11 protein-coding genes are annotated in these 13,972 nt (G+C 39.5%); 2 read left to right on the top strand and 9 right to left on the bottom strand.

Translation table 11 applies throughout. The features are described from left to right. Positions 1-7: 7 nt before the first annotated feature. The 5 genes from ACFFRD_RS02945 to ltrA (ACFFRD_RS02925) form a co-directional block, all read right to left on the bottom strand. Positions 8-550 carry a hypothetical protein gene (locus ACFFRD_RS02945; protein WP_392476328.1) on the bottom strand — a complete coding sequence of 181 codons (543 nt, stop codon included), beginning with the start codon at positions 548-550 and terminating at the stop codon, positions 8-10. Beyond that, positions 547-1,041: a DUF4365 domain-containing protein gene (locus tag ACFFRD_RS02940; protein ID WP_392476327.1), complete on the bottom strand. Its 495-nt coding sequence runs from the start codon at positions 1,039-1,041 to the stop codon at positions 547-549. The genes ACFFRD_RS02945 and ACFFRD_RS02940 overlap by 4 nt, the downstream gene beginning before the upstream one ends. Before the next feature lie 80 nt (positions 1,042-1,121). After that, positions 1,122-1,520: a hypothetical protein gene (locus tag ACFFRD_RS02935; protein WP_392476326.1), complete on the bottom strand. Its 399-nt coding sequence runs from the start codon at positions 1,518-1,520 to the stop codon at positions 1,122-1,124. Beyond that, positions 1,513-2,277, bottom strand: a complete 765-nt coding sequence (locus tag ACFFRD_RS02930; protein ID WP_012413354.1) for a ParA family protein — start codon at positions 2,275-2,277, stop codon at positions 1,513-1,515. The genes ACFFRD_RS02935 and ACFFRD_RS02930 overlap by 8 nt, the downstream gene beginning before the upstream one ends. A gap of 250 nt (positions 2,278-2,527) precedes the next feature. Continuing rightward, the gene (gene ltrA / locus ACFFRD_RS02925) at positions 2,528-4,201 is read right to left on the bottom strand and encodes a group II intron reverse transcriptase/maturase (RefSeq protein WP_392476273.1); all 1,674 of its coding nucleotides are present in this window, start codon (positions 4,199-4,201) and stop codon (positions 2,528-2,530) included. Positions 4,202-4,243: 42 nt separating this feature from the next. On the opposite strand from ltrA (ACFFRD_RS02925), the gene ACFFRD_RS02920 reads away from it, so the two are divergent. After that, a complete protein-coding gene (locus tag ACFFRD_RS02920; protein ID WP_146110980.1) occupies positions 4,244-4,669 on the top strand; it encodes a hypothetical protein in 426 nt (141 codons plus the stop codon). Positions 4,670-5,400: 731 nt separating this feature from the next. On the opposite strand, the gene ACFFRD_RS02915 is transcribed toward ACFFRD_RS02920, so the two are convergent. Further along, positions 5,401-5,826: a hypothetical protein gene (locus ACFFRD_RS02915; protein ID WP_146110980.1), complete on the bottom strand. Its 426-nt coding sequence runs from the start codon at positions 5,824-5,826 to the stop codon at positions 5,401-5,403. A gap of 42 nt (positions 5,827-5,868) precedes the next feature. Between ACFFRD_RS02915 and ltrA (ACFFRD_RS02910) the strand changes: the two genes are divergently transcribed. Next, a complete protein-coding gene (ltrA, locus tag ACFFRD_RS02910) occupies positions 5,869-7,542 on the top strand; it encodes a group II intron reverse transcriptase/maturase (RefSeq protein WP_392476273.1) in 1,674 nt (557 codons plus the stop codon). A 114-nt stretch (positions 7,543-7,656) separates the two neighbouring features. On the opposite strand, the gene ACFFRD_RS02905 is transcribed toward ltrA (ACFFRD_RS02910), so the two are convergent. The 3 genes from ACFFRD_RS02905 to ACFFRD_RS02895 form a co-directional block, all read right to left on the bottom strand. Further along, positions 7,657-9,246 carry an NB-ARC domain-containing protein gene (locus tag ACFFRD_RS02905; RefSeq protein WP_392476372.1) on the bottom strand — a complete coding sequence of 530 codons (1,590 nt, stop codon included), beginning with the start codon at positions 9,244-9,246 and terminating at the stop codon, positions 7,657-7,659. A gap of 58 nt (positions 9,247-9,304) precedes the next feature. Beyond that, complete coding sequence (locus tag ACFFRD_RS02900) at positions 9,305-11,914, bottom strand: protein kinase (protein ID WP_392476370.1); 2,610 nt, start codon at positions 11,912-11,914, stop codon at positions 9,305-9,307. Positions 11,915-12,252: 338 nt separating this feature from the next. Continuing rightward, the gene (locus ACFFRD_RS02895; RefSeq protein WP_392476368.1) at positions 12,253-13,860 is read right to left on the bottom strand and encodes an iron uptake porin; all 1,608 of its coding nucleotides are present in this window, start codon (positions 13,858-13,860) and stop codon (positions 12,253-12,255) included. Positions 13,861-13,972: the final 112 nt, after the last annotated feature.

The raw sequence follows: 13,972 nt of genomic DNA, 5'->3' as shown, positions 1-13,972 counted from the left end.
GCCGGATTTAGATATTATTAAGAAGCAAATTATGGGGATTTTCGAGTAGAAAATGATTATCAACTTTTACTAAATCACCTGTGCAGCGAATTGGTAAACGTTCCTGATAGGCTTTAATGGCTAAGATATAATCATGGTCTGCTAGTTCGGTTTTGATTTCTCGTAATTTATCAAAAACTTCACCTAGTAAAGTAATTTCTCCACTCAGTTTATCAATTTGAGGAGTGGCAATTTGCATGACTACACCTTGCATGGTGAAGTTGGGATAGTTGGTAATAAATTCACTTAATATTTCAACTTGGTCACGATTTTCTACCACTTCTAATGTTTTTAATATATCGCTGATTCTTTCGGCATAATCTCCTAAACTATGTTGGAGAGGTAGCAGGATTTCATACTCAGGAACGGCATCTTTTTTTAATCGCCAAATTGCCCCGGCATCATTATATATACGCCCTGTTTCATGCCAGCCTGTTGCTTGCAAATGTGCCTGTATCACATTAGGGTTAACAGTTTTGAGTATTTGACTGTCTTTAATAGTAACTTTCATGGTAAATCTCCAAAACTAATGCGTTGAATGATGGTTTGGAGTGATACGGGTGTCAACTGATTACTACGGGGTATTTCAATAGTAACATTGGTTGTATTTTCGGTGTCTGGCATTTCACGCAAGGATACCCAGTAGCCACAATGTCTTAGACACAGTTCATCTTCGGTTTGTTTTATCCAGTCTGTTATTTTTTCTGGAACTAAAACGACAACTAAAATCCGAGGAACAAGGGCATTGATTTTTAAATCATTATAGTTTTTGAGATTGAGGGGATATTTAATATAGTTTTCCTCAAGAATATCTCTGGATGTACATTTTAGTTGTAGTTCTAGTCTTGGGGAAAGGATTTTACCTGTACCGCCCCTGCTCACTATGCCTAAGTCTACGCTGTCGTTATCCACTTCTGGTCTATATAAAGAATAACCAGCTACGGCGGCGATAGCTCTAATATAGGTGATGCTAAATTGTTCTTTTTGTTGGTTGATATCCATTAAATTACAAATTACAAATCAAGCTAATGCCAACAGCATCGATTGTTACTCAAAGCTTGATGGCAATTCATAAGAATGCGCTAAGAGAACTTTTGCATCATCGACTTCGCCCGTCGCATATTTGCCACTTGCTGCCTGTACTCATTCTTCGTTATCGCTTCTGATAACACTGCACTGAGAAATTCTGGATTTGCCTCACAATACTCAAACATGGCTTCAATCAGAACCTCTCGACAAATGCCGTTCTCCCGACACACCTCTTGTAGGCGTGAGCTTACTCCCTGCTCCAACCGCAGCGTACTCTGCTTTGTTTGCAACGGTTGTTTAGATACATTAGCCTGATTTTCTGTAACTTCAGGTATCTGACTTTCTTGGTTTCTAGATGTCGAGGTATCTGGACTTCCAGAATCTAGCGAAGTATCTCGACTTTTGACATTCGGACGATTCCGCTGCTTCAATCGCTCTAGTGCATCACTCATGAGTTAATGCCTCAATAATTTGCTCAAATGGATATTGCAGGTCGGATTGCCCCAAGTCTGACAACAACTTGCCTTGTCGGATTGCACTCTTAAACTTCTCCGACTCGCGGATGCTCGGCAAAATTGGAATGTCGAGAGCAAACTCTCGCATCGCTTCAATATTTTGCCTGCCTTCTAAAGTTTGGGTGTTTCCTACCCAGCGATCGCGAAAAGGAACTATCCCTAATACTCTCCCTGTAAATGCCATTAAGTTGGCTTGTTCTGTTAAGAAGCTCAGGGTATCAATTAAGCTATTGGTTCCCTTAACGTTGGCTTCGACGGGGATGATGACATAATCAGACGTTCCCACTGCTGTTAGGCATAGTTGGGAGCGCGATGGTTGCACGTCAATCAGGACATAATCAAAGATATTGGCTACAGATTTGAGGCGTAGTTTGAGGATAAATGCTCCCGTACCACTGCTACTGAGGAAATCTGAAACCTTAAACAGTCCCCTATCCGCCGGGATCAGAAATAGATTTTCATGGGTGGTAGGGTAAATACCATCTTCTGTTGTCACTTGCCCTGTTAGCACTTCAAATAAGCTGGGCTGGTTTGGGTCTACCTCGTGATTTAAATAAAAAGTCAGATTTGCTTGTGGATCTGCGTCGATAGTCAACACTCGTAAGCCAAGTCGTGCTAGCAGCAGTGAGGTAAAGAAGATCGTGGTTGTTTTTCCCTGTCCACCGGAGAGGGAGATGGATGAGCAGGTTCGCATGGGTTAAACCCCCAATTCGATATAGCAGAGCATACAGATATTAACTCTAACTGTCTAAATATTTAGATATCAAAGTAAAAAGATACCTGGGTATCAAGATACCTATAAGTCGAGATATCTTGAATTGGGCATCACCGTGGTCGGGTAGCAGGACTAGGCATCACTGTGGTCGGGTAGCAGGACTATATCGCTATAATCCCGCCCCCTCAGAACCGGACTTGCGCCTTGCAACGCATCCGGCTCAAGCAAGTCATAAACTACAAATTGTTCCAGAATGTATTTGCTGATGGCAGTACAGATGTACGAGTTGTAGGTTGCCGTAATTGTCACCACCACCCTGAGATTTTGGCTTTTTATGATGAAGATGTAACTCCTCATCATTTAATAGAGATTCCCCGCATACAGGACAGACATATTGTTGCTTTTGGGCTATCTTCTGCCTACTTTTGATTAATTCGGATTTAGTTTTAGCTTCTTGCCGTTTAATCCAGTAGTCCCTTAATTTGGGGTCATCGGGTGATGATTTACCTTTAATAAGAATGTGCCTTTCAATCTTGAACCAGGCAAATTTCACCATATAGGCTCCGGTTTGTTTATTACCAAATACCCATCGGTCAAATGGTCTATCAAGATTTAGATTTCCCCAGTATTTAGCCTTACGCCAGCTATCAGATTTATTTCGATGAGTGCGTTTGGCATACATTTTCTGTTTCTCATATAACCAATGGTCAAGAGAATTGAAAATTTTTGAGGCTACCCCAACTCGGAAGTAATTCGCTTGTCCCCGAATAATCGGATTGAGCTTTTTAATGACTGCATCTGCTGACTTACCTTTACAGTTAAGCCATTCAGAACGCAGTTTACTCCGAATATTTAGCACAGACTTTTTACTAGGTTTGATTAACAGCTTCCATCCAGTTTTAGTAGTTTGGTCTTTGTAGTGCCTGATATTGAAACCCAAAAAGTCAAACCCTTCTGTGAGATGCGATATTTTGGTTTTCTCCTGAGAGAGGGTAAGCCCTCTAGCTTGCATCCAGTTATTCAGGATTTGAAGAACAGTTTTTGCATCTTCAAGTGTTTCACAGAACACCACAAAATCATCGGCGAATCTCACCAAAGCTCTAGATGCACGGAGTTCTCCGTCTTTATTATATTTAACTCCCAAGGCAGATTCCATACCGTGCAAAGCTATATTTGCTAACAACGGACTGACAACAGACCCTTGCGGTGTACCAGCATCTGTTGGATGCCATGAACCTGCTTCCATATATCCTGCTAGTAGCCACTGTTTAATTAATTCACGGGCTGGAAAGCCTGCTAAAAGCTCTAACAGAAAATTATGTGATATGTTGTCAAAACACCCTTGAATGTCTGCATCTACGACCCATTTCTTCCGTTTATTCGGTCGGGCTAGGTTATAGATACTGGCAATAGCATCATGGGGGCTACGTCCTGGTCGAAAGCCGTAACTAGACCTTTCAAAAATTACTTCCCATTCGGGTTCTAAGGCATTTTTAACCATTGCCTGGATGGTACGATCTTGTATTACTGGGATTCCTAAAGGTCGTTTCTTCCCATTAGCTTTTGGGATGTAAATTCGTCGTGCTGGTGATGATTTCCAGGGAGAGTAATCAGTTAATTTATCTACTAACTGACCCCTGGCTGTAGCAGTTTTGATTACTACTTTATCTATTCCTGGAGTGTTTCGACCTCTGTTATACTGCGTTACTTTTCTAACGCTAACTAAGCGATTAGAATAGTTGCGTAGCATCAGTTTCTGGAGAGAGCGTACCTTTTTCAGATTGCCCTCAGTTTTTGCCCTAAAGATTCGCTGTCTCAAATTCCGAACAATCCGATTGGCTTTGCGCCAGTTGACACAATTCCAATTAGTCTGTCCCTTGGTTCGGTTTACAGTTGCCTGCATCTAACTTACACCTCGGTTTGAAATCATTACAACGGATATTGGTTGACTCACCTGCTTCCCGTCAGCACCTTTTCAGGTTGGACATCTGCCCTATCCACCGGGTTATGGATTTCCCTTGCCTTTCGGCTGGTGGCATTCGCTTTTGGAAGCATCCTTGACCCACTGAAGAATTCGGCTTTCCTTACGGATTGCTTACTGGGTAAATCCCAGACTTCATTGGGGTTACTACGTTACGCACGGATGAGATTTAATTGGGTAGGGTGTCCTCTCTACACCGGAGTGTTTGGTGTCCTAGTTCAACTGAAATGGGGAGTTGAACCTTGGCTGAATATTTCTGAGGTATTCAGTACATTCACTCGTATCACCGTGTCAGCCTTTTCGATGACCTTTTCTTACGATGCCTCAATAAGGATTCATTTATATTCACCCATCCAATCTTTCCTTTGCCCGGTTACATTTTTAGGCTAAATGCTTCCTTGGGCTTTACTTTCCGCTTCACACACCACCGTTACCAGTGGCGCATGGGAATGTTAGGAACAGCCTTGGACACTAGACTGGAGGAATCGGTTCCTCACTCATCTTTTGGAAGCTTTGTATATAGGGGCTTCCAACCCTTCGTGCGCCATCGTGTCGCACCCAAAACGGGAAAATTGTACTCTAATGAACTGATGCTAACCTCAACGCTATAAAAATCTAGAGTGGTAAAACTTGCTAGAGTAGATTTTTCATGATTGAAATAGGCGTAAATAGGTAAACCAAAATTTTCAATAATAACGAATTTACTACGTTTAAGTTTTTGCTCTAGCTAGTTTTGCCACGCTAGATAAAAATTAGTTGTTTTGAGCAAATGGCATACCTGCATTTATCACTTTTGACTCGAATTAGTCTTGGAAGATGGTGCAGAGTACTACTAATACTCTGCACCAATCAATTGAGGGTAAACAGCCGCTCATGGGTGCTGTAGAAAAACGAGGGGCTAAGATACTTACCGGGTAGGCTTTCACCCTTAGCGTACAATTTTCTCGTTTTGGGTGCGACACGATGGCGCACGAAGGGTTGGAAGCCCCTATATACAAAGCTTCCAAAAGATGAGTGAGGAACCGATTCCTCCAGTCTAGTGTCCAAGGCTGTTCCTAACATTCCCATGCGCCACTGGTAACGGTGGTGTGTGAAGCGGAAAGTAAAGCCCAAGGAAGCATTTAGCCTAAAAATGTAACCGGGCAAAGGAAAGATTGGATGGGTGAATATAAATGAATCCTTATTGAGGCATCGTAAGAAAAGGTCATCGAAAAGGCTGACACGGTGATACGAGTGAATGTACTGAATACCTCAGAAATATTCAGCCAAGGTTCAACTCCCCATTTCAGTTGAACTAGGACACCAAACACTCCGGTGTAGAGAGGACACCCTACCCAATTAAATCTCATCCGTGCGTAACGTAGTAACCCCAATGAAGTCTGGGATTTACCCAGTAAGCAATCCGTAAGGAAAGCCGAATTCTTCAGTGGGTCAAGGATGCTTCCAAAAGCGAATGCCACCAGCCGAAAGGCAAGGGAAATCCATAACCCGGTGGATAGGGCAGATGTCCAACCTGAAAAGGTGCTGACGGGAAGCAGGTGAGTCAACCAATATCCGTTGTAATGATTTCAAACCGAGGTGTAAGTTAGATGCAGGCAACTGTAAACCGAACCAAGGGACAGACTAATTGGAATTGTGTCAACTGGCGCAAAGCCAATCGGATTGTTCGGAATTTGAGACAGCGAATCTTTAGGGCAAAAACTGAGGGCAATCTGAAAAAGGTACGCTCTCTCCAGAAACTGATGCTACGCAACTATTCTAATCGCTTAGTTAGCGTTAGAAAAGTAACGCAGTATAACAGAGGTCGAAACACTCCAGGAATAGATAAAGTAGTAATCAAAACTGCTACAGCCAGGGGTCAGTTAGTAGATAAATTAACTGATTACTCTCCCTGGAAATCATCACCAGCACGACGAATTTACATCCCAAAAGCTAATGGGAAGAAACGACCTTTAGGAATCCCAGTAATACAAGATCGTACCATCCAGGCAATGGTTAAAAATGCCTTAGAACCCGAATGGGAAGTAATTTTTGAAAGGTCTAGTTACGGCTTTCGACCAGGACGTAGCCCCCATGATGCTATTGCCAGTATCTATAACCTAGCCCGACCGAATAAACGGAAGAAATGGGTCGTAGATGCAGACATTCAAGGGTGTTTTGACAACATATCACATAATTTTCTGTTAGAGCTTTTAGCAGGCTTTCCAGCCCGTGAATTAATTAAACAGTGGCTACTAGCAGGATATATGGAAGCAGGTTCATGGCATCCAACAGATGCTGGTACACCGCAAGGGTCTGTTGTCAGTCCGTTGTTAGCAAATATAGCTTTGCACGGTATGGAATCTGCCTTGGGAGTTAAATATAATAAAGACGGAGAACTCCGTGCATCTAGAGCTTTGGTGAGATTCGCCGATGATTTTGTGGTGTTCTGTGAAACACTTGAAGATGCAAAAACTGTTCTTCAAATCCTGAATAACTGGATGCAAGCTAGAGGGCTTACCCTCTCTCAGGAGAAAACCAAAATATCGCATCTCACAGAAGGGTTTGACTTTTTGGGTTTCAATATCAGGCACTACAAAGACCAAACTACTAAAACTGGATGGAAGCTGTTAATCAAACCTAGTAAAAAGTCTGTGCTAAATATTCGGAGTAAACTGCGTTCTGAATGGCTTAACTGTAAAGGTAAGTCAGCAGATGCAGTCATTAAAAAGCTCAATCCGATTATTCGGGGACAAGCGAATTACTTCCGAGTTGGGGTAGCCTCAAAAATTTTCAATTCTCTTGACCATTGGTTATATGAGAAACAGAAAATGTATGCCAAACGCACTCATCGAAATAAATCTGATAGCTGGCGTAAGGCTAAATACTGGGGAAATCTAAATCTTGATAGACCATTTGACCGATGGGTATTTGGTAATAAACAAACCGGAGCCTATATGGTGAAATTTGCCTGGTTCAAGATTGAAAGGCACATTCTTATTAAAGGTAAATCATCACCCGATGACCCCAAATTAAGGGACTACTGGATTAAACGGCAAGAAGCTAAAACTAAATCCGAATTAATCAAAAGTAGGCAGAAGATAGCCCAAAAGCAACAATATGTCTGTCCTGTATGCGGGGAATCTCTATTAAATGATGAGGAGTTACATCTTCATCATAAAAAGCCAAAATCTCAGGGTGGTGGTGACAATTACGGCAACCTACAACTCGTACATCTGTACTGCCATCAGCAAATACATTCTGGAACAATTTGTAGTTTATGACTTGCTTGAGCCGGATGCGTTGCAAGGCGCAAGTCCGGTTCTGAGGGGGCGGGATTATAGCGATATAGTCCTGCTACCCGACCACGGTGATGCCAGTAATGCCTGGCCACTTAGCTAGATTTCTTTGCCAGCCGAAATCAAATGTGAAATATTTTGGTAGGCATATCCTTGAGACAATCCTTTATCTTCCAATAGTGACAAAACTTTTTTAAGTTGATTTTCAAGTTGCTGCTGACTATGAAAGTTAGCTAATAGCATTTTTTCAATGGGTTTAACAATCCGCCTCATTTGTTCCTGATTGAGTTCTTCATCTTTTGGGTATCCTGTAATGAAAGCATGAGTAATAAATAGTTCATAACCATTAATGATACCATTTATAAATATTTGGTTAATCTGTGCATAATTCTCTGCGATAAATCGCTCGTTACTATATTTTAAAATAATTGGTTCTAGTATATAAATTACTGAAATTTCTTCTGTGTTTTTAGACATTAAAGAATGCCTGACAATTAAATTATTTACAGTCTCAAATAACTGCTGATAAGTTATAAATTGCTTACTATCTTGTACTAACTGATTCCACAAGGCTGTATTGCGTCTGATACCTACCCAATAGATCAGATTTATTTCTGCTTGTGAAAGCTTTTTGAATTGCTGATTTAAAAAGCCAGTGGTTAATTCATCAAGAACAGTTGTAACTTCACCATTATTTATAAATGGTGATATATCACCATTAAATACATTATGAATACTTTGTATAATTCTCTTAAGTATCCACGGATTGTTATAACGCTCACTAAATTTGTCTAGTTCAATATCTGTGCCAAACAGACCTTCTGCACTTAAAAATTCTTTTACATCTTTTTTGGTGAGAGGTAACGGTTTTTTGCAGCAAACAAATTTTCCTTCTAATATTGCAATATTGTCAGGTTTTCTTCTACTAAGTAATAATAAACAGCTTTTGTGGGATTCTTTAGCAACTGTCTCTAAAAATCCATTATACTTTGTGTAATCTTCGCTATTATTGTCCATAATTTCCTCCCAAGCATCCAGCACTATTAAACATTTTTGATGATGTAAATACTGCATGAGTTGGGAAATATCGCCTTCTTCTTCTTCACCTTTAGATAAAAATTGCACCAGTCTGTTCAATATCTTTTTAAATGGTGGTGCTGATTCTAAAGAAAGCCAAATTAAACGATTATATTTGTCAGCAATTTTATCTACTAAATGGCGAACTAAGGCGCTTTTTCCAATTCCACCCATCCCGTGAACAAAGACTAACCGACAATCTTTTTGGAGAAGCCATTGCTGAAGTTCAGCTAACTCTTGGGTACGACCACAAAAATTAATAGGAGGAGGGGCTTCGCTCAAATCTTTATTAGCATCTGCTTCATTTTCTGCTACATCTTCCCAGTTCAAGTCCAATACTTGACAAAAAGTATTAAAAGTAGAAGCAGTAATACGCTCCTTTGCTTCCCGAAAGCGTCTCAAAGTAGCTGATGATACAGCATAATGGTCTTCTGAAACATTATCCCAGTTTTTATCTGGTTGTAAAATCTTACTTGCTTTTCTAAGAACTATTTCATTCATATCTGAAGCACTTACAATCGCCGTTCCATGTATCACAATTAGCCTCTTCCAGGCTTCCTTGATGAGTTTCTTTCCCTGTTGAGAGGCTTTGAGAGAAAAGCGTTCAGGCATAAATTTCAAGTTTTTGTAAAAAAATTACATTGTTACATTGACAGTTTGTACGTTTTATTTAGGGATTATTTCGTTGTAGTGTTTCCAGAAGAGTAAAACCATATTCATCCTTCTTAGGATTACTTTGATTAACTTGTACTAAAACACCAACCCCTGTGACTGCTTTGCGATCGTGATCCTGATCAAATCTTACCTCTGTAGTAGCACCTGGAGCAGAAAAATTATTCTCATCATTCAACTTATTGAATATACTTTGACGAGTTGGATTGTTATTATTTTTTAAAGCTTGCACAAATACCTGCGCTGCGTCATACGAAGTCATTGTTCTCCAACTAACTTTTCTTATTCCCCAAAGCTCTTTAGTTTTATCATTAAAATTGTTTTTAGCATTATCTGCATGAAAAGACACCGCAATTGTTATTTTATTAGCAGACTTTTGTATGTTTTTATACAAATTATCTCCTGCTAAAATTTGAACTTTTCTGCTCGTTACTCTTCTAATAATATCCAGGTATTCATTATAATTTACATTAGGAGCTGCTAACATTAATGCCTGTAGCTCGGAATTTTTTAACTGATTTTTGCAAAATAAAGCATTATTTATAGATGCTGATACATCACAAAGATCATAATTCCCTTCTTCATATTTATCGCTCATTTTAGATTGAAATTCTACGGCTAAAGATTGGCTAAAAATATCTTTAGAATCGTAAATAATCAGGACGTTATTTAATTGAAGATCATCCCATACATATTTAGATAATTTTGATGCGGCAATGGAATCATTAGAAGCTGTTCGGAAAACATAACGATGCAAATATTTTCCTTGAGTATTGATTGTCCTGGTAGCGGTACTTGTAGGTGCAATCAAAACAAGTTCTTTTTTCCCATAAATTTCTCCTACACCCTCAAACTTTTGTTGTCTATTCATATTTTGATTAAAAAGATATTTGCTTGTATAGCGGCCAATAACTCCTAAAATTTGACTTTTATTAAAATGATTAAATTCTTCTGGAATATTTTGATAAGAAATAAATTCAGCTAGCTTTTTTACTTCCAGGTCTATATTATTGTTACTTGCTAGGAGTATTTGAAACAATGGTAAATTTGTGTCTTGTTCTTGTAAAACTTGGGCTACACCACGTAGTATTTCTAATGCAATATTATCTTCGGGCATATTTGGAATAACAACTGCAATTGTTGGTAGGTTACGCGCTGATGCAGTTTGAGCAACCTTAGAGTTGTATTGGTAAATAAATGTTTCAGGATCAACTATACAAGAGTTTGTTACATTAGGATCTGGTTTAAATTTATCTATGGATTGTGTAAACAAATCCTCAGCTTTTTTAAAAAGGGCTTCATTACCAGACGAACTAGCTTGTTTAAAAGCTTTCATTCCTTCTTGCTTTAAATTGTAAGCTTGTTTGCAAGTTGGCTCAACAGCTTTTGCATTTAGTTGAGGAATTAAAGATTCTTCCCCTCTGCTAAAATAGTTGGCAAAAGGTGGTGGTAGGACTGGTGACTTTGGATGAAATATAAAATAGAAAGCAACTGCGATCGCTATTCCTAATAAAACCGAAAAACCAAAATTTATTATCGAACGCCAGCGTCTAGGAAGTTGGCTCACCCAATCAATAAATCTCCTCAACATTCTTGGTTTAGGAGACGAGCCTGGATTAGCTCTTTGAGTAGCATGTGAGCCTGAATTAGGTTCACCAGACAGAATCTTAAGAACCTCTTGAGCAGACTGAGGACGGTCTTCTTGTCTGCGTTTGAGCATTTCGTCTAAAGCTTTTGCAAAATGCTGATCGCTCACTGGCACATGAACTCTCCAACTTGAATTCAAGAGAAGCTCACGAGTATCTATAATTCCTGTTAACAAACACAGACAAGTTGTGGCTGTGGCGTATAAATCTGATGCAGGGGATACTTTGTCACGATCAAATTGCTCAGGCGGTGCAAAATGCGGATCTAGCACCATAGATGTTGTCTCAACTTCTAATCCTTGCAATATCTGTTTAACTGCACCGAAATCTATTAGATATAGCTTATTGTCCTGACTACAGCGTATGATATTAGCAGGCTTAATATCTCTATGTATAACTCCGTTAGTACCGTCATAATTATGGATATAATTGAGTAAGTTCAGAATTTCCTTGAGAATGTTTATAACTTCACCCTCTGAAAAGCTTCCCACCTCCCGGAGTTCCTGAGCTAAATTTTTTCCTTCTATATAATCCTGCACTAAATAAAAAAACTTTTGCACATAGCCTGTTTCTTCCTCAAGTTCCATAGTAAAAAAAGCCAAAAATTTTGGAATTCGTGGATGTCTCAGTCTGTCCAAAGTGATTGCTTCTCTCACAAACATTTCTTCTATCCGTTTGAGAATTTTTGGAGTTAATATTTGTCCAGAAGTATTTCTGGGGTGCAACTGTTTAATTACACGGTTTGTGTACGGAAAGTGCAGATCCAGTGCTTTAAAAGTTCTGCCAAATCCGCCGCTTCCTATAAAACTTAGGGCTACAAAATTCCCCTGTAAAATCAATGGCATTTTACAATTAGAGCAAAGTATTTCTGTTGTATTTGAATTTAAAGAATCGCCTGGAATAGTATTTTCCGGTTTTGTACAACTTGGACGAGTGCAGTAAACTTCCATTGGTTTTTGCATTGATTAATCTCCAAAATAATTTTAATTAAACCCTGGATAACAAAAGATTGTTTAATTTGTAATAATCGATAGCTTCAGATACCCGACTTCTTAGATAAGTCGGGTATCTAATTTAGAATTGCTATAGAGGCGGGGATATTAAACCTAAAAATTACGTAGGCTATTACGGTTAACGAATTAGATTAAAGTTACGTTTACCTCTTCAGCAGTATTGCTTACGTAATAATTTTACTACAGTCGTGATTCTTGTAACATACTGCAACTATTTTTTTTGTAAAAAAATAATAATTTAGCAACCCCGACTTTTTAAGAAAGTCAGGGTTCTAATGCAATATTCTTTATATCTTGAACGTAGTTCTAATTACTCCCACAAAAATGTCCCCATTCTGCTCGTTGTGATTTGGTGCTGTCAGCCAAATTAAACCAGGAGTAATACTGATATTATCGTTGATTTGATACCGATAAAACCCTTCAATGTGAAATCCCGTATCGGGATCACGAGGAGGTAAGCCTGATAACTCTCCTGAAGAACCAGTCAATTTAGGCTGCATCCCAACGATAATCCCTCCCAAATTACCTTTATCCAAATTACCTTGATCGGGGAAGGCTAGGGTAACAGCCCAACTCCAGATATCAGCATCACCTTTAACTTCCCCAGTTAAAGCCCGCGCATTGGTATAGGCTACCCATCCACCAAGTTGAAAGCCATCACTAATTTTGACATTCGTTTCAATCCCATAGGAATTAGAAGAAATTCTTCGTCCACCCAAGTTGGAGGGTATACTGCCAGTATTATGTCCTAAACCGTTGTCATTGTAGGCATTTACGTAAGTGAAGGCAATTTTGGTAATTGGATCTTTTTCGTTTGGATAGAATACAATCTGCCCCAATGCACCATATTTACCATTAAACAAGCCGCTACTGGGGTTGTTGGTATTACCTGCTAAATAAAATATTTCTGCTTTTAAATTGCCATTCGGCTTAAAGGTGACACCTACGCCCGTATCTCCACCTAAACGAAAAATCGGACTGTATCGACCGAATCGAGAAATAGCAGCATTCCCATCGCTTTGCAGAGGATTAATCACATCCGCATCATCAAAGTAAGTATTAAAACCTGTACCCAACAGAAAACTTACCTTATCGCCTATGGGAAAACGATATTCCAGCTTACTGAGGAAAACATTATTATTTGTATCACTACCAGATTGGAAGCTTAAACGAGCTTCATTTCCGGGTGCAGTTGGGTTTACCACATTACTCGCCTGAAATCGTATCCGCAGCCGATCTTGTCCATTAAAGCTGCTATCAAAGTTGAGACGCACCCGACTAGAAAATGTGAGGTTGCTTTGATCCCCATTTCCACTAGGGCTAGCATCTCCAACAGCATCTGTGGCAGCAAATATTATTTGACCATTAAGTTTTGTAGTGGTAGAGAACCGTTGTTGCTCTAACTGTTCGGTACGTGTTTCCAAAGCATCAACTTTACCCCGCAAACTAGCAAGTTCTGTTGCAAATTCCTCTTGTAGCTTTTGCAAAGCCGCCAAATCTTCTTTGTTAACCATCTGTGTAATATCAGCATCAATTCGTTGATTAACTTTGTCTAAGCAGGCGTTTAATCCAGTAGCAAACTCAAAGCGAGTCATGGCGCGATCGCCTTTGAAACTACCATCAGGGTATCCAGCAATACAGCCATAACGCTCAAGTAGAGACTGCAAGGCTTGAAATGCCCAGTCAGTCGGTTGCACATCAGAAAGCTGAGTAACTGAAGTGACTGGTGCAGAATTCAGTTGAGCATATTGACTAACTTTCTGAAGGGAATCAGTACTTTTGTCAGTTGTTGAAACTCCTAGCGAATTTTCAGCCTTAACCCTTGCAAAGGGAGTTAGCACTAAAATAAAGACAGCAGGAACTAGGCTCAGAGAAGCTCTGAGAAAACTAAACATATTTTTTCTCCTGACATTAATTATTTTTACATAAACCTGAAATCAATATTCTTTGTAATAGGCAATATCCTTGTTCTTGCCAAAATCTCAATGTATATACTTTGACTTTTAG

The organism is Nostoc sp. C110, assembly GCF_043099725.1.
Lineage (GTDB): Bacteria > Cyanobacteriota > Cyanobacteriia > Cyanobacteriales > Nostocaceae > Nostoc > Nostoc muscorum_A.
Note: the sequence above shows the minus strand (reverse complement) of the source record. Positions and strands in the feature narration are given on the sequence as shown.

Coding starts and splice junctions, on each gene's coding strand:
- ACFFRD_RS02945 (WP_392476328.1), bottom strand. CDS start 550: ATGAAAGTTACTATTAAAGACAGTCAAATACTCAAAACTGTTAACCCT.
- ACFFRD_RS02940 (WP_392476327.1), bottom strand. CDS start 1,041: ATGGATATCAACCAACAAAAAGAACAATTTAGCATCACCTATATTAGA.
- ACFFRD_RS02935 (WP_392476326.1), bottom strand. CDS start 1,520: ATGAGTGATGCACTAGAGCGATTGAAGCAGCGGAATCGTCCGAATGTC.
- ACFFRD_RS02930 (WP_012413354.1), bottom strand. CDS start 2,277: ATGCGAACCTGCTCATCCATCTCCCTCTCCGGTGGACAGGGAAAAACA.
- ltrA (WP_392476273.1), bottom strand. CDS start 4,201: ATGCAGGCAACTGTAAACCGAACCAAGGGACAGACTAATTGGAATTGT.
- ltrA (WP_392476273.1), top strand. CDS start 5,869: ATGCAGGCAACTGTAAACCGAACCAAGGGACAGACTAATTGGAATTGT.
- ACFFRD_RS02905 (WP_392476372.1), bottom strand. CDS start 9,246: ATGCCTGAACGCTTTTCTCTCAAAGCCTCTCAACAGGGAAAGAAACTC.
- ACFFRD_RS02900 (WP_392476370.1), bottom strand. CDS start 11,914: ATGCAAAAACCAATGGAAGTTTACTGCACTCGTCCAAGTTGTACAAAA.
- ACFFRD_RS02895 (WP_392476368.1), bottom strand. CDS start 13,860: ATGTTTAGTTTTCTCAGAGCTTCTCTGAGCCTAGTTCCTGCTGTCTTT.